The organism is Candidatus Fokinia cryptica (genome assembly GCF_034359305.1).
Taxonomy (GTDB): Bacteria; Pseudomonadota; Alphaproteobacteria; order Rickettsiales; family Midichloriaceae; genus Fokinia; species Fokinia crypta.
Genome location: NZ_CP110343.1, coordinates 291,490 through 316,082 on the forward strand (window position 1 = coordinate 291,490; position 24,593 = coordinate 316,082).

18 protein-coding genes are annotated in these 24,593 nt (G+C 33.1%); 10 read left to right on the plus strand and 8 right to left on the minus strand.

The window, feature by feature from the left end; all coding sequences use genetic code 11:
• The first annotated feature begins 1 nt into the window (after position 1).
• The 6 genes from Fokcrypt_RS01410 to Fokcrypt_RS01435 all read left to right on the plus strand — a co-directional run bounded on the left by Fokcrypt_RS01410 (position 2) and on the right by Fokcrypt_RS01435 (position 5,412).
• Positions 2–286, plus strand: coding sequence for a hypothetical protein (locus Fokcrypt_RS01410; protein ID WP_323722422.1), 285 nt, complete (start codon positions 2–4; stop codon positions 284–286).
• A gap of 179 nt (positions 287–465) precedes the next feature.
• Complete coding sequence (locus tag Fokcrypt_RS01415; protein WP_323722423.1) at positions 466–1,227, plus strand: hypothetical protein; 762 nt, start codon at positions 466–468, stop codon at positions 1,225–1,227.
• An 83-nt stretch (positions 1,228–1,310) separates the two neighbouring features.
• A complete protein-coding gene (locus tag Fokcrypt_RS01420; protein ID WP_323722424.1) occupies positions 1,311–2,819 on the plus strand; it encodes an acyl-CoA carboxylase subunit beta in 1,509 nt (502 codons plus the stop codon).
• Between the two features lie 171 nt (positions 2,820–2,990).
• On the plus strand, positions 2,991–3,731 hold the full coding sequence (locus Fokcrypt_RS01425; protein WP_323722425.1) for a TrbG/VirB9 family P-type conjugative transfer protein: 741 nt from the start codon (positions 2,991–2,993) through the stop codon (positions 3,729–3,731).
• 6 nt (positions 3,732–3,737) lie between these two features.
• The gene (locus Fokcrypt_RS01430) at positions 3,738–5,021 is read left to right on the plus strand and encodes a TraB/TrbI/VirB10 family type IV secretion system protein (RefSeq protein ID WP_323722426.1); all 1,284 of its coding nucleotides are present in this window, start codon (positions 3,738–3,740) and stop codon (positions 5,019–5,021) included.
• A gap of 94 nt (positions 5,022–5,115) precedes the next feature.
• On the plus strand, positions 5,116–5,412 hold the full coding sequence (locus Fokcrypt_RS01435; protein WP_323722427.1) for a hypothetical protein: 297 nt from the start codon (positions 5,116–5,118) through the stop codon (positions 5,410–5,412).
• A gap of 104 nt (positions 5,413–5,516) precedes the next feature.
• Here Fokcrypt_RS01435 and Fokcrypt_RS01440 read toward each other — a convergent pair whose 3' ends face one another.
• The 5 genes from Fokcrypt_RS01440 to Fokcrypt_RS01460 all read right to left on the minus strand — a co-directional run bounded on the left by Fokcrypt_RS01440 (position 5,517) and on the right by Fokcrypt_RS01460 (position 8,797).
• Positions 5,517–6,278: a nucleoside/nucleotide kinase family protein gene (locus tag Fokcrypt_RS01440; RefSeq protein ID WP_323722428.1), complete on the minus strand. Its 762-nt coding sequence runs from the start codon at positions 6,276–6,278 to the stop codon at positions 5,517–5,519.
• 85 nt (positions 6,279–6,363) lie between these two features.
• On the minus strand, positions 6,364–6,543 hold the full coding sequence (rpmC, locus tag Fokcrypt_RS01445; protein WP_323722429.1) for a 50S ribosomal protein L29: 180 nt from the start codon (positions 6,541–6,543) through the stop codon (positions 6,364–6,366).
• Positions 6,544–6,550: 7 nt separating this feature from the next.
• Positions 6,551–6,970, minus strand: a complete 420-nt coding sequence (gene rplP, locus Fokcrypt_RS01450; RefSeq protein WP_323722430.1) for a 50S ribosomal protein L16 — start codon at positions 6,968–6,970, stop codon at positions 6,551–6,553.
• A gap of 80 nt (positions 6,971–7,050) precedes the next feature.
• Complete coding sequence (locus Fokcrypt_RS01455; RefSeq protein ID WP_323722431.1) at positions 7,051–7,863, minus strand: TrbG/VirB9 family P-type conjugative transfer protein; 813 nt, start codon at positions 7,861–7,863, stop codon at positions 7,051–7,053.
• Positions 7,864–7,918: 55 nt separating this feature from the next.
• Positions 7,919–8,797 carry a bifunctional 5,10-methylenetetrahydrofolate dehydrogenase/5,10-methenyltetrahydrofolate cyclohydrolase gene (locus Fokcrypt_RS01460; RefSeq protein ID WP_323722432.1) on the minus strand — a complete coding sequence of 293 codons (879 nt, stop codon included), beginning with the start codon at positions 8,795–8,797 and terminating at the stop codon, positions 7,919–7,921.
• 384 nt (positions 8,798–9,181) lie between these two features.
• Here Fokcrypt_RS01460 and Fokcrypt_RS01465 point away from each other — a divergent pair, with 384 nt between their 5' ends.
• Both Fokcrypt_RS01465 and Fokcrypt_RS01470 read left to right on the plus strand, forming a co-directional pair.
• Positions 9,182–11,794 (plus strand): baseplate megatron protein TIM-barrel domain-containing protein, encoded by a 2,613-nt coding sequence (locus Fokcrypt_RS01465; RefSeq protein ID WP_323722433.1) that lies wholly within the window; start codon positions 9,182–9,184, stop codon positions 11,792–11,794.
• A 114-nt stretch (positions 11,795–11,908) separates the two neighbouring features.
• Entirely contained in the window at positions 11,909–16,675 is a 4,767-nt protein-coding gene (locus Fokcrypt_RS01470) for a hypothetical protein (RefSeq protein ID WP_323722434.1), read from the plus strand.
• A 7-nt stretch (positions 16,676–16,682) separates the two neighbouring features.
• Here Fokcrypt_RS01470 and radA read toward each other — a convergent pair whose 3' ends face one another.
• The 3 genes from radA to Fokcrypt_RS01485 form a co-directional block, all read right to left on the minus strand.
• A complete protein-coding gene (gene radA / locus Fokcrypt_RS01475) occupies positions 16,683–18,122 on the minus strand; it encodes a DNA repair protein RadA (RefSeq protein WP_323722435.1) in 1,440 nt (479 codons plus the stop codon).
• Positions 18,123–18,238: 116 nt separating this feature from the next.
• Positions 18,239–21,232, minus strand: a complete 2,994-nt coding sequence (locus Fokcrypt_RS01480) for a hypothetical protein (RefSeq protein ID WP_323722436.1) — start codon at positions 21,230–21,232, stop codon at positions 18,239–18,241.
• An 80-nt stretch (positions 21,233–21,312) separates the two neighbouring features.
• Positions 21,313–21,954, minus strand: a complete 642-nt coding sequence (locus tag Fokcrypt_RS01485; protein ID WP_323722437.1) for a 16S rRNA (guanine(527)-N(7))-methyltransferase RsmG — start codon at positions 21,952–21,954, stop codon at positions 21,313–21,315.
• A gap of 91 nt (positions 21,955–22,045) precedes the next feature.
• Between Fokcrypt_RS01485 and Fokcrypt_RS01490 the strand changes: the two genes are divergently transcribed.
• Both Fokcrypt_RS01490 and lysS read left to right on the plus strand, forming a co-directional pair.
• Complete coding sequence (locus tag Fokcrypt_RS01490; RefSeq protein WP_323722438.1) at positions 22,046–22,840, plus strand: MlaE family ABC transporter permease; 795 nt, start codon at positions 22,046–22,048, stop codon at positions 22,838–22,840.
• Positions 22,841–22,856: 16 nt separating this feature from the next.
• A complete protein-coding gene (gene lysS, locus Fokcrypt_RS01495) occupies positions 22,857–24,581 on the plus strand; it encodes a lysine--tRNA ligase (protein WP_323722439.1) in 1,725 nt (574 codons plus the stop codon).
• Positions 24,582–24,593: the final 12 nt, after the last annotated feature.

Consider the following 24,593-nt stretch of genomic DNA (forward strand, 5'->3'; position numbering starts at 1 on the left):
GATGTATGAAAAAATATCAGAGATTAGCGATAGGATATGCGAGATCTTATTCGAAAATATTACTACCACAGTAAATAGTAATAGTGGAGAGCAAGTGGGCTATATCGCTTCAATAGTAGAAATTCTAGGTAAGCTCTCGATAGTGCAGTGTAATTTTTATAAATCACTTTCTAATAATAAGAATCCTGTTAGTGAGAAAGATTATTGCAATGGTAGAGAAGAGATGAATTGTGATGATATTAAGATATTAAAAGAATATCTAGAAAGATTAGAAAAGAAATCTTAGGCTGTTATAGGGATTAATATATATATTTTGTATATAAAATTCCTAGACAATGCAGTCTCAATATATTAAGATATTATTACAATGTATCTTTTTATATTAGAAAATCAACCATATATGTATAGAGAGATATATTATTTCGTAGATGTTAATTTATTTTTTTATATATTTTCTTTTATATCATGTTTTTTTCTACCACTAAAACGCTTTCTTTTACAACTCATCACGACAGTAAACATTCTCCATGTAAAACTCCGATTTTCGAGGGTTCTACTCTTCATTTAAGAAATATAAATGAGAAATTATCTCTTATTTACTGCGATAGCTTATTATATCGTGATTCTTCTGCTAATGTGAAGCAGCTTCAACATTTACTGACTAAGCATTATAACGAGCTGAATAGCTCTAATGACGGTGGGATATTTTCTCATATTATATCCAATGTATATCAATCTCAATATTACGCTCATTTAAGGAGTACTTTTGATGCAGCTATATTTGAAGCGAAAAATTTCGAATTTACGCAGGGCGATGATCTTTTAAGAATCTCGGCTTTTTTACAAGATCTTCATAAAGAATCTATAGATAAAGAGCTAAATATAGCTCATAACATATTAAATGCATTAGATGGTAATTGGGGATTATTAGTATTTAGGAATCCCAGAGATGCAGTACAAAAAATACGTGATTCCGTTTCATCATCTGATATGAGTAAATCTATATTTGGTAATACTCTGCAATCCTTAACTAAGTTGCTTGATCATGCCGCAGTTTCAGGGAAAAGTATTTACGGGAAAAATGATCCAATTCATCAGGTTATTATTAATAATACAGTGAATATGATAGAAAATTTCCACTTTTTAAGAGAAGAGATTGTTAACGCAATTGAGGAAGAAGCTCCAGTAATGCCAGAGTTCTTGTACATTGCTGAAGTAGAAATGTAGTACAGAGATAATCATAGCTAAAACATTTGTTTAAAAATTTAAAATGCTGTATAAAGAGCTACGTAAGATAAATATAAGGTCGCATGATAGATAAATTTATCAGTATCTCAAAAGCAGAATCTATTAATGCGGAGAAGCAACATGCTAGGGGTAAGTTAAGTGCTAGAGAGAGGATACAAGTGCTTCTAGATCATAATTCTTTTGAGGAAGTAGATGCATTTGTTCATCATAGATGTAATAACTTCGATATGCAAAATTCAGTTGTACTCGGGGATGGTGTAGTTGCAGGATGGGGTACTATCAATGGAAGAAGTGTGGTAGTATGTAGTCAAGATTTTACCGTAATGGGTGGATCGCTAGGAGAAATGCAGGCTAAAAAGATCAATAAAATACAAGATCTAGCCATGAAGATAGGTTGTCCTCTTATATTCATAAATGATTCTGGTGGTGCAAGAATTCAAGAGGGAGTAGACTCTTTAGCAGGATATGGAGAAATCTTTCTCCGGAATGTTAAAGCTTCGGGTGTGATACCTCAAATCTCCATTATAATGGGACCATGTGCTGGGGGAGCTGTTTACTCGCCAGCATTGACAGACTTTATATTTATGGTGGAACAGACATCGTATATGTATCTTACAGGTCCGGATGTAGTAAAAAGCGTTACTAACGAAGATGTTACTCATGAAAAACTTGGAGGTTCTAAAGTTCATACTATGACAAGCGGTGTCGCAGATTGCAGATTTGAGAACGATATTGAGGCTCTAAAACAAACTAGAAGATTGTTAAGTTTTCTACCATCGAGCTACAGTTCTGATATACCTATACGAAGTACTACGGATCCAATAGATAGACCGATCATGTCTTTGAATAAGATCATTCCAGAAAGTTCATCGCGTTCATATGATATGAAGCATATCATTGAAAAAATAGTAGATGAAGGAGATTTCTTCGAAATAAAAAAAGATTTTGCTAAGAATATAATAGTAGGTTTTGGGCGTTTTGATGGTAGAACGGTTGGTATAGTAGCGAATCAGCCAACTCAAATAGCAGGATGTTTAGATGTAAATGCTTCCATAAAAGCTGCAAGATTTGTCCGATTTTGCGATTCTATGAATATCCCAATTCTTACTTTAGTAGATGTGCCAGGATTTTTGCCTGGAGTGAAACAGGAATATTCTGGTATTATAATGCATGGAGCAAAGCTTCTTTTTGCATATGCCGAAGCAACAGTCCCTAAAGTGACTTTAATAGTTAGAAAAGCCTATGGTGGTGCATATATAGTTATGAGCTCTAAACATCTCGAAGGAGATGTGAATTATTCTTGGTATAATACTGAGATAGCAGTAATGGGAGCGAAAGGAGCAGTATCGGTATTGTATAAGAAGCATAACCTTTTGGAGAAAGAGATAAATCAAAAGATATTAGAGTATCAGGAAGCATTTGCATCACCTGAGATAGCAGCATCTAGAGGATTTTTGGATGATGTAATAGAGCCATACAAAACGCGTTCAAAGATATGTAATGCATTTACGATGTTAAGTGAGAAGAAAGTAGTTAAGATAGATAAAAAGCATAGTAACATGCCGCTATAGGAGATTTTTTAATATCAAGGTGAGATGGGAATAAAAGGAAAAAAGAAAAGAGAAATAAAAGGAGGAAGTAGCAAGAAAATCATTTTTTTGATGAATTATATTGCTTTTTCTGTTTAGCAATAAAAGAATCATACACAATGTATCTCTATGTAAGATAGTAATTACGTAATAATGTATTTTGGAAAAAAAGGTATTATAGCTTACTTTTGTGTATTAGCTTTATTATCACCACTCTATTCATCGGCAATACAGTATGATACTTCTCTTACAATAGATAGGAGAATTCAGAAATTTATTTATAGTCCTAATCAGGTATTTCCTCTCGTTTTATCTCCTGGATATCAAACTAGTATAGAATTTGGAGAAGGAGAGGTGCTGCAAACTTATTCATTAGGTAATAGTTATGCTTGGCAACTTTCGGTTGTTGGTAATACTCTATTTATAAAGCCAATAGAAGATGACGTAATGACAAATATGACTGTTATTACCAATAAAAGAAAATATTATTTTGAAATTGAAACTCGCAATTTTGCTAATCAGTTAGATGATAGTTTTGCATATGTGGTGAGGTTCTTTTATCCGGATGCAAACCAAAGTGATGATAAAAAATTACTTACTAAGCAATATCAATCAGAAGAGCCGGTGAAAGAAATCGTACCTTATAACTTTAATTATACGATGGTAAAAGGTAGTAAGAATGTTTATCCTTCTACTATATTTGATGATTCCAATAGCACGTACTTTCAGTACAAAACTTTAACTAAAACTCCGAAAATCTTTTTGCTCAATGGCCAAGAACTAAAACCTTTAGCAGTGAAGAAAGTAAAGGATTATTATGTAGTAGATAATGTTGCGAAGAGTTTCTTCGTAAAGATTGGTGATGAAGCAGTAGTAATTCAAAATCTTCGTTAAAAGCATATGAAAAATAATACGCAAAACGAGAAAAATACTAAATCTCAGAATATCGTGGAAGATAAAAAAGATAGCAAACAACAGATAGTTAAAAACTCGTTAAATAATGGCTTTGTTGCTAAGCTAATCAATTTACCTCTTTCTCATAAAATTGTGATTGGGTGTATCGTTATTCTATTAATTATAATTCTCTACTCGTTGTTCTTTAGTAGTAAAGAAAAGCCTAAAGCTCCAGTAGTAGATACTGCGGTATTGCAAGCGGAAGTGATCACTTTACCAGCACAACCAGCTCCTCAGAGTACATCAACCACGCTTGCTCAGCTAGAACCTCCTAAGGTTTCTGTTCCATTGCCTCCTGTGACAGTACCAGTACATGATGAATCTTTACATCAGAATGATGTGTCACCTTCTGAAGAAGCACAATATCATGATGAAAATGAATTGCGGACTCCTCCAATTGTTCATAATACTAGTAGTACTATGAATAAAGCTATAAAGGGAACTAAGGACGTATCAAAGCTTCTTGGAGAAAACATAATAGTATTTGGAGGAGGTGCTAAAGTGCAAGAAAAAAGCTCTAATGATAAGCAATTTCTTGGATTTGATGGGGGAGCGATAGATAGGGTAAAAATGAAACCTTCGGATTCTCCAAAAACAATGGCGATGAAATTATCAGATTTAGATAGAACTTTGCTACAAGGAAAAATCATTGAAGGAGTATTGGAAAGTGCAATTAGCACTGCACTTTCAGATCCAGGTATTATAAGAGCAGTGATATCCAGAGATGTATACTCTGAGAACGGTAGGAATGTTCTGATACCTAAAGGTTCGAGGGTAGTAGGTACCTATGCTGCTCAGGGAGCTGCAGGGCAAGTTACAGTTGCAGTAGTATGGAATAGACTTATTACCCCTTCAGGTGTTGATATCAAAATAGATGCAAAATCTAGTGATAAATTAGGACGTTTAGGTGTTCAAGGGTATATGGATGATCATTGGGCAGGACAGTTAGCGAGTGCATTTTTATTATCTTTTATAGTTCCTATTATGACATATAAGATGACAGATCAAAGTAATTCGGAAGTTGTTTCAAATAGTGGAGGAAATAATAACGGAGTAACAACGACTACCACAGCTCTTTCTCAAGCTCTTTCTGAAGCTTCTGGGGCGTTCCAAAATGTTGCAAATAATGTTGTTAACAATCGATTTCCGCAACAAATTATCATGAAAGTTGATCAGGGGGCTGCAATCAATATATTTGTATCTAAGGATATGTACTTTGGAGATGAATGATGTGCTGATGCAATAAAAGATTGAACTGAAAAAGTATATTGCGTTTATAAAGTAATTCAGGATATAATTTTCACATTATAAGTCTGTAGTGAATATGCATAAGAGTGATGTTGTGAACAAAGTAAAGTATATGTTTTCTTCTGGAGTATTAAAGGGAATCAGTGCTGATGTATTGGAGTTAAATGATATAGTATCAGAGCCAGATATAGATATAAAAGGCGCTAACTATAGATCGGTTATTTTATACGAAATAAAGCTTAAGAAATTATTATCTTCATTAGAAGAAGTGTTATCTGTAGTTTCTGAAACTAAAATAACGAATAATGAAGTAAAGTATATAAAGAAAGTAGTAACACAATGTACTGAGGAAATTAAAGCTATACTAAGGTGATAATGTGTTTTTTTATTTGAGAAATTCATATTATTATGTACCGAATGAAAACGGGTTTGTAAATTCTTAGATAGTAGAGCACACTTCTAGTGATATGTTTTTTTTTAAGTAATTGCTAAAATTTTCTGAGCTATCAAGTTGCTATTTTCATGCTTTAGAGTTGTAATCTTATGTGAATCCACATGTTGTAATAATGTTGATAGTTCAATATCTTGTCTTTCTTGCAGCATCTTGAGTAAGAGTCTATCCGTATCTCTTTGAAGAAGTCTGGTATTTCTTAATTTTTCATCAATTTCTACGATGAAAAAATGGTGTGATATATCTTTTAAATTATTTAATAAGATATTAAGCTTTACAGGAGGATGTTCAATATATATTATACGATGAATTGCTAGTTTTTTGCGAATGTAATGCAGTGCTAAATGCAGTGTAGTAGGATATATTACGTCTTCTAGCTGTTGGAGTAAAGATGGTTTCTGTAGAATAATAGTGCTCAATCTTTTCTTATCGATAATAGGTGGGAGTGGCATTTTTTTCTGCATAAGTTCTTTGAGAGCGGTAAATTTCTTCGTTAAATTTACTACTCGCCCATATCTTTGTAGTATAAAATGATCATTCGGATGCTTATCAGAAAGCTGCTCCCACAATTCTATCATCAACTGATATGCTTGGTACACTTGAACCATATCGTCTATTATCAAAATTTGGCCGTTGCAAAGTGAAAGTACTTCGTCCATCAGCAAAGTCTGCAGTACGATATTAGAGAACTCATCCATAGAGTAACAACTTCCTCCAAGTTCTTTAATTGAGGATAGTATAGTACTTTTACCACTACCAATTTTACCAGTAATAATACAGAGATTCATAAAAACACTATCGAAGTACCATATAAATCAAAGAACCACGAATAAAAATGGTAAATATGGTAAATAAAAGCGATGCCAAAGATTACTAAATTTTCTCTTTTTTGATATTAGTAATCATAGTTTTTATTCTAGCTATACCTCTTTTAATAAACTTAGAGCCAACAATATTCTTTGCTAGACGCTTTGCAAAAAGAGTATCTTTTAACTCCAACTCCATTTTTCTTAGTTCTTCTAGAGTTTTATTACGTAATTCGCTGAATTTCATATTGATACTAGTTTACGTTAAACATGTGCTTAACAAATCTCGTTTTTATAGGCAACCTAGCTTCCGCAGAGCTAAAAGCCGCACGTGCTTGTTGCTCAGTTACCCCGTCCAATTCGAATAATACTCTCCCTGGTTTTACTCTACAAACCCAATACTCAACACCGCCTTTACCACCACCCATTCTAACTTCAGCAGGTTTTTTAGAAACAGGAATATCAGGAAATATTCTTATCCATAACTTACCTGCGCGTTCAAGTTTCTTATTTATAGCAACCCTAGCAGCCTCAATTTGTCTAGCTGTTATACGCTCTGGTTCAAGAGCTTTTAAGCCGTACGAGCCAAAGGAAAGTTCGGTACCGCTTGAAGCAGCTCCTTTGATCTTTCCTTTAAATGCTTTACGAAACTTCGTTTTTTTAGGCGAAAACATATCTAAAAAAAAACACTACGTGCTAGATGATACGGGAAAAAATTTTGCAGTCAATTGTCTTGTAATACGTATTAAATTATTTAATTCATGTTCGTGAGATTCATAATTTCCCTGAAAGTGTCATTATGTCTGTAGTATCCGTCATTAAAGACACATATTACATCTTTTCCATTTCTCAATGTAAATCTATTAGCTACCCTTTCAACGATTACATATCCGTGATTGATTCTATAATTCACCATAGCTTCTTCCAATTTATCATTTACTGCAAATATTGCAGGTATAGCACCATTCATTTCTTTGAATTTGAAGTAAGTAAAATACCCATCATCAAATACTAAAACAGGTTCTATCGACATTGCGATACCGCTTATTTGATACCTAAAATTATAAAGTGAAGGTTTTGTTAAATCAGGAGGAGCATCGCTACGTTGATGCATAGAGGCCATATTAGAAGTTCCTGATGGAAAGTCTGTTACGAGTTGTGCATAAACAAACTTTGTAACGAATGCTATATTAGGATCGTCTACTCCATTTGCCTCTTCAGCATGCATTTCAAAAAAGTACATTCTCATGTTAGTAATGACCGTCATGTTAGTTTCTGCATTATCGTTAATAGGTTTGAGAAATATCCTATTACCCTCAGGGTGTAATTGCCATCCACTTGAAACACCCATTAATATGGTTTCGATCTTTTCATCGGGAGCAAATTCTATTATCGAGTTATATAAGTAATGACCTACGAACTTTATTACGGAATTTGGCTTATAATGTACGAGTTTAATGCGCCCGTCTTTATTGAGAGGCGTTGGCATAATATTAGCTGCATCCGAATTTGGAAGTGCAAAAGTAGTACATACTGCTAGCAGCATAATGGCTTTCAGGAATTTCATGAACTTTACAAGCTTAGTTACATTGCGAATATGATAAAACCATATTGTTGCATTATCAATTATGATTTATTGGAAGATTATATTGTAGTTTTGTTAACGTAATCGCATTTTTTATGAGAAATGCTACTGTCATAGGGCCAACCCCTCCTGGTACCGGAGAAATGAAAGATACTTTTGGGTATAAATCGTCAAAGTCAACATCGCCGTATAACTTAGAATTATATCGTGTTATGCCAACATCTATCACGCACGCACCTTCTTTTATCATATGTGATTTTATAAAATGTTTTTTGCCGATTGCCGCGATTAATATATCCGCATTTTTTGTGTGCTGTGTTATGTCTTTTGTGCTACTATGTAATATGCTTACCGTACAATTTTCACGCAATAGCATGTGACTTAATGGTAGCCCTACAATTTTCGATCTTCCTATAACTACTGCATTCATTCCTTGCATATTATCGCAGAACACTTTTTTTAATACATACATTATACCTTGTGGTGTACAAGGCGATACATGATGCGTATCTGATATAAGTGCTCCTATATTATACGTAGTCAGAGCATCAATATCTTTATATGGTGATATAATATCGAGTAAAACATGAGAATCTTTTGACATGTGTCGTGGTAAAGGCATTTGAAGTATTATGCCATTTATTTTAGAGTCTTTGTTGACCTCCGCTATACTCTTAGATAGCTCGTCTAATTGGATATTTTCTTCAAACTTCAGCACACGGAACTCTATACCAAGATCTTTAGCTTTAGTTTTTTTTATTTTCACATAAGCGTCGCTGCTAGGGTTATTACCGACCATTATGGCAGTAATGCATGGTACGATATTAAGCTTTTTGAGCGTGTATATTTCTTCTTTTAGTAGAGTGAAAATTTCTTCTGCATATCTAGTACCATTTATAATTTTTGAAGAATGCATATCAGTGATGTAAATTTGCGCTACATTGTGAAATAAATTTTATAAGAATTATAGGATCGATAATGCAGTTATACAACTGGCAAGAATTTTTCGTAAATATTCCTTTGATTTAATACTAATTCTAGAATCTAGAGCAGTAAAGAAAAGTAACTTACCAAATGAATAGAAAGGTTCTTAAGAGTCCTACTTCATAGTTAGAAAATTACAAGATTATTTATGTGATACTAAAATGCAGTAAAAGGAGTGTATTTAATCTGGATATCTAAATTTCTTACATTAGTTCATGAGAATAAAAATTAGCACTATGCTTCCAAGATTTTATGATCCCATCTAAGAATATTTTGTTTTTGCACGTCATATCAATGCTCTTTTGAAAGAAATTTAATGTACAAGATATTCAATCGTATTCTAAATCGCTTTATAGGAGCTACTTTAGGTAAGCATTTACTAACCATCAAGTCTCATCTTATAGATCCGCTTATTAATAGCTATAATAAAGTTAATTCTGTTATCGAGCATCTTCCTTCAAAAAATATTCCTTTTCATTTACCACAATATAAGCAAATACCAATAGTATATGGGCGATATAAGTTAGAGTGTAGTATAATTTGGATGAGCGGCGTAACAGAGTTGAGAAATGTTGAATATCATAATGGCGTGCAGAATATATATGCGATTTCTTTTGCAGCGGTTATATGTCAAGGACCTATTAATAGTATTGGTCAGGTATGGATTAATGGTAGTGGTATATTGTATTCACAATACACTCGAATTAGAGGATATTATGGCACGGAAGATCAGATGCCAGATCCGCTATTGCAACGTATACATGGCGTGAATTCTACTTCTGCTCATAGAGGTTTAGCTTATATTGTTTTTGAGAATTTTATTGTACCTCATTACAATTATCATATTCCTAAGGTAGAAGTAGAGGTTTTGGCTTTATGTGATGTAGGAAATGAAATATCATTAAGAGTAAAATCTATAAATCTCGTTCCAGGTTATGGAGAATTTGTATACGACACTGTCGTACAATCAAAAATTTTTAGAGAAAGTAGCAAGTCAAATCCTTGTCAAAGAGAAGAAGTTATCAATATAAATCAGCATCATACCGTTCAAGTTGCAAATGTAATAATTGCTCTTGAAGATATGGCTCGTACTTTACCGAATGTTAAATGGGTGTCTGTTATAGTGAATTGGTTTGCTACTACGTACGACACTAAAGATGCTGCAATAAAGCCTGGTGTAGAATTTAAAAGTGCTGACATTATAACATCTCCAGATTTGTGGAGTGTATGTTTTCATGAAAGAAATGATGCTGAGCTTATAAAAAGAGATCAAGCAGGTAAGCTAATATATGGTGGTACACCAAGCGACATAAGCGTTATAAGATTAGTAAGAGAGCTTAAAAGTAGACAGTATAAAGTTATGATCAATCCAACTTTACTTGTGAATGAAAATGACAAACCATGGAGAGGAAAAATGATTTGTGACGCTTCTAATTTAGAGGATTTTTTTAATAAAAGTGATGGTTATAATAATTTCATTGCTCACTACGCTAGGATTTTAGGAAATAGTATTGATGCTTTTTTGATAGGATCGGAACTTGTAAGTATTATGGCGTGTAGAAACGATGATGGAGACTTTGTTGCAGTAAAGGAGATGAAAAAACTAGCTGCAAACGTGAGAAAAATATTACCTAGTAATGTTTTGATATCGTATGCTGCTCATTGGTTAGAATATCACCATACTGATGAAGGGTGGTATCATTTAGATGATTTATGGAGCGATCCAAATATAAATTTTATTGGAATAAACAACTACATGCCTCTTATAGAAGAGCATACGTCTAACTATGATGTAAAAGATATTATAAAATATTTTGATAGTGGGGAAGGGTATGATTATCTCTATGAGAGGAGTGGCACTTATATAGATAAAATTACTCTTTCAAAAGAATATGCATGGAAAAATATCGAATGGTGGTGGAGTAATTTACATCGTAATCCCAATGATGTTATAACGTCATGGGTTCCGAAAAGTAAGAAAATTTGGTTTACGGAATATGGTTTTCCATCGATGAGTGTAGCTACTAATCGACCAAATATGTTTTTAGAGCCTGATAGTGAGAATTTTTATAGAGATATAAATTTTCTTATACAGAAATCTTGTATTGTTGCAATGGAAGAGAGATGGCAAAATTCGGAATGTGTGGAAAATTTATTTTTATGTGCTTGGGATGCAAGACCATACCCAACATGGCCTGTTAGATATGACGTATGGAGTGATACTGATATGTGGGAAAAAGGATATTGCGTACAAGGTAAACTAGGTATGTGTTCTCTTGGTACAATTATGAATGATTTATGTCTGAGAACTCAGTTATCTAAAAATAATATCGTTACTTCTAACTTAATTGAGGAGGTAGATGGGTTTGCAATTTTACAAAATCTAACATGTGAAGAGATCATTCATCAGCTGAAAGAAGTATTTTTATTTGAGATTGTAGAAGATGGTTATAGTATAAATTTTATTTCTCGTAGAAATACGAGAAAACTATTCATGTCTGTGGATTATCTTTTACAAGAAGAAGGTAGTCTCAAAGCATCTAAATTATGTGAATTTAATGATGTGCAACAATTTGAGTTTTCATTCATGGATATGAGTACTGGTTATGATGGATTTGTAGTGAGCTATATAAGTGAGAGTAAAGCTAAACAAATAAGCGTTTCGTATGCTACTAATATTGTAATTAGTCGCTCATATGCAAAGCATCTGCTGGAGAATATAATAAAAGAATCATTTGTACATTTAAAGCAGTATGAAATGCGTATTGGGTTATTACATCATATTATACCATCTGATATATTGATTATAAAAATTGGTGAAAGTGAAGTATGGTTAAAAGTACTTATAACGGTAATGCATAACAGTTGCTTACACTTATTTTGTCATGAAGAAAGGATTGTTAAAAATTCACTACTTAATGAACATTAGTGTTTTTTTACCTGTAAAAGAAAAAAATATTCTAAATATATATTTCAATAATATATGTATCATATACAATCTTGATATATGAAATAAAGCTTTGTTTGGATGAAGTGCTATATAATGGCATTCATTATAATGCTAGTTTTGCTACCGGATTTAGCTTGTTATGCGTCATCTAAAAAAGAGGAAAATAGATGTTCTCGTTTTAATGCGATATATCAAGGTAATTGTAATGGTAAGATACTAGCTCTTCACATTAGAAGGTTAACAGGTGGTACTATAGAAGTAACTTCTCCAAATCCGTTCAATGCTTCATATAAGGTTTCAATTTATGAATGTATGTCGCACAGAGATCCTTTAAATCGTCATACTGGATGTGCATATAATTATCTAAAACAGAAAGAGGTATTTACCTTTAATCCGTCTCAAGTGAATGATATCAGATCATATTCTGAAGGTTCATTATGTAAAAGTGGTGTTTTTTATAAAAAATCGGGCAAAATTGTGACTTGTTTATACTCTTATCCAACTGGTGATATCGATACATCTACCCTTTCAGAGGTACAAAGTAATGTATTGAATGAGTTATACTCTTTTCAAAAAACATGCAACAAAGACAATGCTTATGTATGTGTATGCGGAATAGTAGAAGAACATTATCTGGAATTTCATAATGATTTTCAAAGTAGAAATGTAATTGGATGTGTACCAATGATCACACTTCCACCACCACCAACTTTTAACCAAATTGTTACTCCTGTAGTAGTAGTTTCTATACAATCACCTAGTGGAGATTTACAGAAATGGTTTGAAGGAATTGGTAGTACATTTGATGCTCCAACCGTCCAAGTGCAGTCTTCTTCTATTAGTATGTATGAAAGCCCACCAACAATAACATTGCAGTACTCTTTTGATAAACCTGAAAATCTACAGAATTGTCAAAAATTACCGAATGTACCTGGAACATTTTGTCCATCTATCTCAATTGATGGTAGTTCAATATGCGTTACTCAGAATTTTACTGATGGTAGTTCTTCGAGTTCACTTGGGTGTGTTCCCCGTCCTTCTATAGGCGAAAGATCGAATATAGTAATTATGCCATACTATAATTACGGTAACACTAGTACGCAGTCGGTAGTGGTAGGGGTGCTACAATCGATGAATGATACAATTACACCTATACCGGCAACAGGAACGTTAATAGGTACAGATAGTAATGGTGCTCCATTATATCTCGATCAAAACTATAACTTGGTAACATTATCAAGTAGTAATCAATTCCAGAGTGCAGAATGTAGTCTTGCTAAAAATCTTGGAAGTAACATAGGCGATCCTTCTGCTCACGCATGTAAGTTATCTAGTGGTTATACTATAAAAATCGCAACTCTTATGTCTAGTGATGGTACTACGCCACTCACCAGTATAGGGGAGTATTATATGCTTTCTAGAGAATATGTTCCACTTAAGACTACTAGTGTATACAGTAAGAAAAAAAAATCTCCTGAGGAGATAAAATATTACAGTTATGCTCAATCTATAGTGGGGTTACAGAGTTATTCTAATAATATTGAAGGTACCTACAATCTTAGTATTAAAGCATTGATTTTGGGTAATAGTGCTCAGCAGAAGTATATGTATCTTACTTCATCGGGTGGTGAATGTGGTAAAAATTGTGAAATATTCGATGAATCGGAGGAAGATGCTGAGTATCCTGGAATTTCGACACTTAAATCTAATGTGAAAATGAAATTAAGCGAGATAAAAGCAAAAGTAGAGTATTATGCTAAGGAAATAATTCCAGATGCGCAGTCTATAATAAGCGATAATCCACAGATTACTGAGAATGCAAAAGTAAAAAATTTCATCAACAATCCTAAAATCACTAATTATAAAAAAGCTAAAAATGATCTAAAGAGAGAGAAGGAGAAGTTAGAAGATGATGTATGTCCTCCTAAGCATTGTTGGAATTGTTCATCTTGGAAGATTGGTGCTGCATCAGCTAATGCAATCGCACTTTATGTACCGGGAGGTTGGAGGACTAGAAAAGCTAAATATTGTTATTGTGGAGATGATGATGGATTATGTCATGCAGTAGATAATCAAGATTTGCTTTCTCTAGCACAAAGTAATCAAAGTGGAATTGAATATTTATCAGATAAATACAACGACGATAGCGATAAAGGTCAGAAAAAAATGAAATCAAATATAGAGTCACAAGCAGACTCTATATTATCAAAATATAATTATTGTTCATGTGCTTTATGTACGAGAAGTACTACTCAAGAAAAAGAAAATATAAAAAACACTTATCGAACTTATAGGAAGCAACTTCCTTCGATAGGTACAATACGCTCTTATTTTAATAAAAGACAAGAAGAACCAGTTGTTACAGAGCAAATCTTTATGGATAGAGCTGTTTGTCCAGGGATTTATGATGGTCCGGACAATATATATACGCATATTCCAGATAAAATTTGTATAATGAGTGCTAATACTGGATGGGATTTTATTTCAGGTAATAATAGACCAGATAATACAAATGTAACTTCTATTTTGTTACCGCCTCAACCAGTATGCACTAACCTTCCGTCAACGTGTAATATTTCTTCTGGGGCTGTACCAAATGCTACAATAGATAGTATCATTTCATCCCCTGTTGAGATCGATACGGCGAGTGGGAAGCCGGTAAGTATAAGACAACTAAGGCAAAAACTTAAATCACCACCTTCTTCCGGTAATAGTACAAGCACTTCCTCCACTACGACATCCCTTCCATCTAGCGTAAGTGTTAATACGATGGCAAGTGTTCAATGTAATAAAGGATATACTCCTGCTCCTGGTTTCTCTACTTACAGCTTCACTTTACCTCCTTTACCTTGCCATAAAAAAGCTTCTGAGGAGAGTTGCCCTGCATCACAAGGTAGTACAGCTACTAATACCTCAAGTACATCTTCTACTACTACAAGTACATCATCTTCTTGCCAAGGTAGTACAACCGCTACTGCAAGTACAACTACTAGTACTACCGCAAATACAGCAACCGCTACTGCAACAAGCACATCTTCTACTCCTCCCCTTCTTATGGAGTATAATGGTTATGATATGGTAACATATGGAATGTCTTCTTGTGTGATGGTTGAGCAAAAGGTACCGCCTTATATTTATTTTTACTATTATAATAATATAAATTCGACACCAACGATTGACATATCTGATGTTTATGGGACGTTTACTGATTGTAGAGGTAATGTATTTGGGGTTGGGAGTTGCGGAATTTTATCTGATTCGTTTTGTTTCGGTGGGATTTGTGGATACAGTATTATAATGTCTTACAATACTCCTATTGTGCAGAAAAGTATTTCCTCAGATTCAGTAATATTTTCTGGAAAAGTTTCAATAGGTACCATGTTAGGTGACCCTTATGCAGGAGATGGTTTTGTTGCTATTAACACTAATCAATTTAGTGATTGTTATTATGCCCGTGAAGCATGTGCAGCTTTCACTCCATGTCATAATGGGCCATATTGGGAACTGTCTTCTGATGCGTATATTGAAATAGAATTACCGTTAAGTTTTAAAAATTGCATAGATGGAAGTTTTATTTCATCTGTCTCTTGTCTGGGTTCAGCTACTTTCAGGCTATATGGTACAGTAAAGGATACCAATATTACAAACCTTGAATCAATATTACTTGGTACGATCAATACTACAGCAGTATCTCCTACCGCAACATCTATTACAACATCTCCCACCACAGCATCTCCTCCTCTTCTTATGGAGTCTACTTGTAATGGTATGAAAGGAAGTGGTGCATTTTCGTATCAATATGAAGAATTGTTTTATTCTAATGTTTTTGGAGATTGTGAAGGATTTTTTTCTATGGGTATTTATAAAGGTGTCAGAGAGAAGTTCGGCTTTGAATATTATACTAGCGATAGCATATGTGGAGGACCGAGTATTTACTTTTGTGATGTATATAATACTAAGGTAGAAGTTACTGATTGTGCAGGTAATAACATTGGGAATAGAAATGCAGCGTTTTTGTCTAATTCATTTTGTTTCGGTGGGACTTGTGGGTACTATATTATGATGCATCCTAATACTAGGGTTTTGCTGACAAACATTTCTGCAAATTCAGCAATATTTTCTGGAAGAGTTTCAATAGTAATTGGATTAAGCAAGGACAATTATTGGGTATCTTCAGTTGATGGTGGATACTGTAATAGCAACAATTCTTTCTGTGGGACATGTCCATACACTGTTCAATGTCGTGATGGTGGACCGTATTTAGAACTGTCTTATGATGCATATTTTGAAGTAGAATTACCATTAAGCTTTCAAAATGCCTTAGAAGCATGTAACGAAATTTCTTCTGATAATACATGTGCATCTGGTTCAGCTACTTTCAGGTTATACGGTACAGTAGAGGATACCAATATTCCGAATCTTCAATCAATATTCTACGGTCCCGTTATTAATCCTTCAGCACTAATACCTAAAAGTAATAGTAGTACCGCTCCTTCAGCACCAACGCCTCAAAGTGATAGTAGTACCACTCCAACGCCTAGTGCTGAAAGTAATAAATGCGATAGTAGTACTATTGAGGAGAACAAAAATCGTGATAATGCTAGGAAGGAGTTTCAAGAGCTCATGTCAAAAGTTAAGTCTGAAGAGAGGAATATCACTATGAGCGACATAGAAAATACGCAGTATTTGAAGAATTTTAAAGAGCATATAAAATGTACTGGCACTGAAGCAAAGTGTATTGGTGGTGTATTTAGTCAGAATGTATGCATACCAAGTGATGACCCTAGAGTTTCTGGTGTTAATCAAGATTTTTGTATGACGCATATGCCATCATCAAGTAGTACAAGTAGCACAAAGTAGCTACTCTCTATTTACGATGTTCAGTAGATGTTCTTCTTGGTTCAGATGTAAATTCAGTTTTTATCTTGTGAAATACTTGTTTTAAATTGCTGAACCCTTCTACCTCGATGGATGTGCGTAATTCTGATTTTGCAACATTTGCAAGATTTTCTTTCGGTATGATTGCTTTTTTGAATCCGAGTTTTGATGCTTCATTAAGTCTATTGTCTATATAGGAGATTGGACGTAACTCCCCAAGTAATCCTATTTCTCCTATAAAAATTGTATCACGCGTAACTAATATACCGTAATGTGCAGATAATAAAGCGACTGCAACAGCTAAATCTATTCCAGTTTCATTAATTCTCAATCCCCCTACAACATTTAAGTACACTTCTTTATCCATTAATTTAATTCCTATTCTAGAATTAAGTATCGCTATTATCATACCAAGTCTAGGACTATCCCAACCGATAGATAATCTTCTGGGATTTGTAAAAAAAGATTGTGATGTAAGAGCCTGTATTTCTACAATAATACTTCGAGATCCTTCATGAAAAGCTGTGATACATGAACCTGCCACTCCACCATCGTATTGTTGTGTAACAAAGAGTTCTGATGGATTACTTACTTCCATCAATCCTCCGTTTGACATGGTGAATATCCCTATGTCATTTGTAGCGCCATATCTATTTTTAATTGATCTGATAATCCTATGTTGTTTTATATTTTCCCCTTCAAATGAAAGTACTACATCTACCATATGTTCAAGTAGTTTAGGACCTGCTATTTGTCCATCTTTTGTAACATGTCCTACTATAATAACAACGTTGGAGAGCTGTTTTGCAAGTTTTATAAGTTCAAAAGCACAGGCTTTTACCTGACTCATACTACCCGGTGTAGCACCAATTTCTTCTAAGTATATTGTTTGGATCGAATCTACTATCAGTACACAGTTTTTTTTATTGTTATTTACGGTTGCTATAATTTCTAATAGTGAAGTTGTTGTCAGTATTTTTATATCACTTCCAGTAATTTGTAGTCTTTGTGCTCGTATTTTTAGTTGATTAAGTGATTCTTCAGCACTGATATATATGCTTTGTATTCCTTTTAATGCGAGGTTATTACAAAGTTGCATCAATAGTGTTGATTTACCTATCCCTGGTTCTCCGCTCAAGAGAATTGTAGATTGAGCAACTATTCCGCCTCCTAATACTCTGTTTAATTCTTCAAAACCTGTATCGTATCGTGATAATAGTTCTGATTCTGAAGAAGTTAGTTCGTTTATCGGTATAACTTTCTCAAGAATATCTTTTTTAGAAAAATTCTGATGCAAACCGCTTATATTAAAATCTGTTAGCTCCTCTAGTATTGTGTTCCAAGAGCCACAACCATCACATTTTCCAATCCACTTAGCATACTGTGTACCGCATGTTTGGCATATATAAGTTACTTTATTTTTTGACATTCAGAGTAGGCGATAAATATTCAGTAGTATGTATCTTTTTTTAGTTGTTTTGTATCTACATTATAACTGTTCCGTTATATTAACTCTTATCATGCTAAAAGGCTAAAACTCAAAGGCTAAAATATTTTTTCTTTGAAGTTAAAGGTGAATTTAGGTCTATAATCTTTTCGATGTATGATCGCATTTATCGGGAGGAATAGTACATCTATGAAAGTTTTGAGCATTATTTTTCCTTTGAATTCTATTTCATTTTTTTGCATGTCGGCTCCGCCAGTTCCAGTAATTGTAAACATATCGCTCTCTATATTACATCCAATTAAAGATATTTTGTTTAAGCTTAGATCTGAGATATAGCATTTACTGTCTTGTATACTGATTTGCTGTTGCATAGTTATAATTTTTGCAATATTTGTCATGCTAGGATACAGCGACAGAATTCGTGTAGCGATATTTATTAATTTATTATTATGAATGTCGAGATTTGATATCAGTAGTATATTTTCATCTAAGTGTTGTTTTTGTCCAATTGTTTTAAAATTAGTACTAAGTTTTACATTTCCTTTCTTAAATTGTTGAAGATTTGCAAATTTTTCAACTAATGACATCACATTTTGCAATTGCACTGATAGCTTGTCATTTGCGTATGTGATTCCATAATGTCCGGTATTTCCAATGCTATTTGTAACACATGCGAATTTTGTATCTTTTTCATCACTATTTCGAATGTAATTCAGCAGTGTATTACTCAATCTAATTTTTTGCCCCAGTAATATGTTTTTTATATCAAGTGCTAATGATATAGCATAATTATTTCTTTTATTATTATACAAGTTCAAAATATCTGTAATGGTTAACCCCGATAGATTGAGGGTATTTTGTTTAATATCAATAGATATACTATTACCATCCTTTTTAATTATTGTTTTTTCTTCTTTTGAGATTGCATGCGTAGGGGTTATGGTGAAGATTTTTTCATTATTTTCGTTATTAACAGTTACGGTACCATCATACGATATTGCAGAACTGCTTAGTGAGAATTTATATGTATTATCTATTTTATATACCGTGGCATTAACGTCAGTAATATTAACTGGATTTACACTTCTATATATTGATATATATGGGCATTTTATATTAATTGTTTTGAGATATATTTGATTATTTATATCGAGCGAAATAAATGTATCGAGTCTGTCTTGAGGTGTGATTTTTGTATCGCCAAAATATATTGGATTATAAATAGATGAACGCACTATAAGTTGATTTGCTCTGTTTGCACCAACAAGTGAGACCGGTGTTATTCCAAAATTCTTTTGTTTTAGTTTGCTGAAAGCAAATATCTTCTCTTTGCATTCAGAAAAATTAAAATCACTATTCTCTACTATTTCTTTGTTCTTTTGAGCTAAGCTGTAATTGAGAAAAGCTTGATGTACGTTTTTAGAATTATGGCATTCTGTATACACTTGAATTGTATCTTTATGCCAAGATAGCAATACATTACTTAGTTTGATATTTGAACCTAGTAGTTGTTGTATCTGATGCGTATATGAAGTATTTTTCAACGCTATCTTATCTATATATCCGTTTATTTTAAAGATAGGTATATTACTTTTAAGTAAATCGAATTGTAAATTCATTAAAAACATTCCTTCTGTATTCTGTACGTCGAAATTATCATCGATAATGTTAACAATACTTTTTACAGATTTTTGAGTAAAAAGTGCCTTTATAACGTCTAAATATGAGATTATTTTACCATCGATATAGTATGTTATATCCATGAGATTTTTGCGAGCTCCAAGTGTGATATCAGCTTTTCCGTTTGGTATATATAGTAGATTATTTTTCTGAAACTTATGCTTTGATGATATTTTAGAGAAATCGGCATATGCATTTTTTGCGTCTAAATGAATATTTGTTTCTTTATTATAAAATTTTCCACTTATAGCTACATTTTCTCCAGATACTATTGGAAACAGTAGTGATAATGGAGCAAATTTCGAGTTTACTGTGTTAGCATTCCAAGAGAATGATTTTATTTTATTCTCGATATATGAAAATCTTAATTCTCCTCCTTCCGCTATATTATCAAAAAATACGTTTTCTTGTATGAATTTTTTAGCTTTTTTTTCTAATTTCCGAGGCCAGTACATCAGAAAATCATTTCTCGAAATTCGAGAGGTATTTTTTATAAAGAAGTCAAATTGTGGTATCTCATACTGATATTGTAAGTTAAATTGTGCTGTTATCATATTATCAGTCGTGATCTTTCCATTGCTAATATTGAGAATTTTACTCTTTATGTTTAAAGAGCCATTACCAGTAATATTATCTAATTTTTCACTATCGTAGAAGAAGATATTTTTCGCATATACATCATGAAAGTCAAAAGATATGTCAAAAAGATGTGGAGCACTTTGATTTATGGAGATTTCATAATTAGTTTTGAGTGGGATATCCTTTTTGGTTGGTTCATATTTTGTAAAAGCAATATTTGTTTTGCTACTGATGTATGTATTATTGTCGAATTGCGGTCCAATAATTGTATTCAGCTTGATTGAATACCGCGTTGTATGCCTTTTAGCTATACCGGTACTTTCTACATCGTATTTTTCGTGATTGTCATTTAGATTTATTGTGAGTTTTTCAAGTAGTATTTGTTCTTTTTGGCTATATTGTAGAGTAATATTTTGTAGTTCTACTTTATGAGGTGCTAATGCAAGTATTTTAGAAAGTGCTTTAAAATTTATGTGCTGAGCACCGGTACTTTTTATATATTCATTTAGTGTACATAAGATTTCTGTATCGATCTTGTAATCTGAAAGCAATATGGAATCAATCGAAAGAAACGACCATGGTAGGAGTGAAAGTGAAATTTTTGTACTTGGAAGAGCATATTGAAAATGTGGAGAAACTTTATCTGTGATAAGAGTAGTGCACTGAATTTCAAGAGATGATAAGAAATTTCTAAATTTCAGTTCTACATTTTGAAATACTAATTCTTTATCATTAGGCAACTCTATATATTTCATCGCAATATTCTGTGCAAGCAATATTTGATGCTTCGTGAGTCTGATGTGTAATAGTGTGAGAAGTGAAATAAACAGCATTATGAGTAGTGATACTACGATAATGCTTTTTGCTATCTTCCGTATTTGATATGATAAAGTGCTTCTCATAGAAAATTTATCTATTTTGAAGAGATGTCTGTTAGTACTAAAATCCTAGATTTTTCATCATAAGTACTATTAATAATAGTGCTTTGAAATTTAAATCTCTTTGAGGCTTCTAGTATTTCGTATTCTATATTTTCACCTTTCATCAGAAAAATACTAACGTTCAGATGAGATAGGCATTCAAAGTTTCGTATACAAGCGTTGAGTAATTTTTTTACAGTTGAAAAAGCCAATGCCGTGATCGTTATGCAATTGTTTATAGCAATAGGTATTTGCATTGCTTCTACTTTTTCTATTCTACTATTTATGATTTTAGCGTCTAAATTTAACTTTGATACTGCTAATGTAAGAAATGCACACTTTTTAGAATTAGAATCCACCATTATAACTTTAGCTCCCAAAATACTCAGTATAATACTAGGTAAACCATTACCGCTACCGATATCTAATATGAGGGATTTGGAGTTAAATTTTAGTATGGTAAGATGCAATTCTACAGATCGCATAACGTAATTTAGCAGCTTACTAAACTGTAACTTTGAAGAGCATAAATTTACGTGATTGTTCACTTGTTGTAGTATAGCTAGATATTCTACTATCTTTTTATACGCTCCGAATTGTATGCTTTCTATTAAATTTATATCTTCTGTTTTCATACAGTGCCGTATCAAGTACGAATTTTGATGTTCATAGGTGAAATTCTAGCAGAAAGTATGATTGACAACTAGTAATTTTTACGCTGTAATTTTGGCTAATTCTCTTGATGTAGAAAATGTTAATTGTATGCAAACGGTGAATGCTTTTTTCGCTAATATTGGAAGATTACCTTCTTTTATTCTCTGTGTAATTGGAATGATGTTTACAAGGAAAATTTCAGTTGTGATGTTTAGAAGTTGTGTGTTGGAATTTGGCTTTTTTTCTTTACCTATTATTAGTTTAACTGCTGCGTTTACTGGTGCTGTTTTAGCACTACAAAGCTATACTGGTTTATCAGCAGTAAATCCAGAAATGCTTCTTAGTAGTATGATTGTAGTATCGATTACTAGAGAGTTGGGACCAGTGTTAAGCAGTTTGATGTTTACAGGACGGGTAGGGGCTAAGATAGCAGCGGAAGTTTCTAGCATGAAAAATAGCGAGCAAATAGATGCAATGTACACATTAGGTGTCGATCCAATTAGGTATTTAGCTATACCAAGAATAATGAGTGGAGTAATTTGCATGCCATTTCTTGTGATGATTGCTGATGTAATAGGTATAATAGGCGGAGGAGTTGTCAGTATAATGATTCTCGATTTTAACTATGAGACGTATGTTAGTAGTTCGATCAACGCATTTAAGCTTGTAGATTTTAGTTCTGGTCTTATCAAAGCCTTATTTTTTGGGTTAATTAGTACTTCTGTATCTTTTTATCAAGGCTTTAATTCTGACTATAGTGCTTCTGGCATCGGAAAAGCGACTACCGAAGCGGTAGTATGGTCTTCAGTGCTAATCATGTTTGCAAATTATATTCTAACAAACATAATGTTCAATGCTACTGTATAATTGATTAAAGATAATAATGCATATCTCATATTTGAAAGAAGCAAGTCAATCAAGTAGTTGGGTTTTTAAAGAATCATTTAGTTTATTGAAGCATATTAATAATAGTGTTCCATCAAAAGGGTTTGTACTTTTTTCGACGGGATATGGCCCCTCCGGTTTACCGCATATTGGTACATTTGGAGAAGTGGTTCGTACTGTTATGGTTCAGGAAGCGTTCAAGAGAGTAACAAATTTTCCTACAAAGCTGATCTGCTTTTCAGATGATAAAGATGCAATGAGAAAGATTCCTGATTTCATTGCAAATGTGGAAGAATATCAAAAGTATATAGGTTTACCTCTGAGTGAAGTACCAGATCCGTTTGGTAAGGATGATAGTTATGCGGTAGCAATGAATAAAAAGTTGTGTAAATTCTTGGATGATTTTGGTTTTCAATACCAATTTATGAGTGCAACTGAGTGTTATAGGAATGGAATGTTGAATAGTGGAATAGTAATTCTTCTTCAGCGTCATCAAAAAGTATTGGATCTAATATTACCAACTCTTCGTGACGAACGAAGAAAAACGTATAGTCCATTCCTTCCGATATGTAAGCGTACTGGGGTAGTATTACAGGTAAAAATAGACGAGATAGATCTAGAAAAGAATACTGTAAGTTATACTGAGCCAGTTACTAATGATGTGATAGAGGTATCAGTTTTAAATGGAGAGTGTAAAGTGCAGTGGAAACTCGATTTTGCTCTAAGATGGAAAGTGCTACAAGTTGATTTTGAGATGTATGGAAAAGATCATCTAGTGAATGGTGCAATATATTCCAAGGGATGTAAGATTATTGATGGCATTCCTCCGCAGCAGATGTACTATGAATTGTTTTTGGATGAGAATGGTGAAAAGATATCAAAGACGAAGGCGAATGGTATTACAGTAGAGCAATGGTTAAAATATGGTCTTACCGACTCACTTGCCTATTTGATGTATATATCTCCTACTTCAGCTAAAAAAATATCTCTCGGACTAATTGTAAAATACATGGATGAGTATATCAGGGATTTTAGGAAATACTTCGAATTGCTCAAAAATATCGAAAAAGCAGATGATTCTGAGAAAAGTGGATATATGAAGCTTATTTTTATGAATCCAATTTTCTACGTAGAGATTGCAAAACAAAATAATATACATTTTGGTAAGATAGATAGTTATGACGATTGCTTAGGGCGATATGTCGTAGATGCTACTGAAGCTGATGTGATGATGGGCTTTTTAGAGGCAAAGATTGATTACTCTATGATTTTAAACTTAATTGGTGCTTTTCGCTCTTCTTCGTATGAGATGATTTGTGCTTATATCTTAAAATACATAACGAAGTACAATTCTTCGATATCGGTAAATGCAAATATGCCGCAGATGATAATATTACTTATAAAAAAAGCACTTATCTTCTATGAAGATGTATATAAAGTAAGTAAACAGTATAGACGTCCTAATGATACTGAGAGGGAAGCAATGCTGATATTATACGAGAAATTCGAAAAAATAGTTAATATGGATTGTACTGAAAGTGAAATCCAAAATGCTATATATGATACTGCAAAGGTAGTTGATATAGCTCCACAAGCTTTTTTCACAGCATTATATGAAATCTTATTAGGAACTAATAACGGACCAAGATTAGGTTCTTTCTTTTATATATATGGGCTAGATAACGCGTTAAATTTAATAAAAGAGTGTTTATCAAAAGAATAAGCTACATAATTT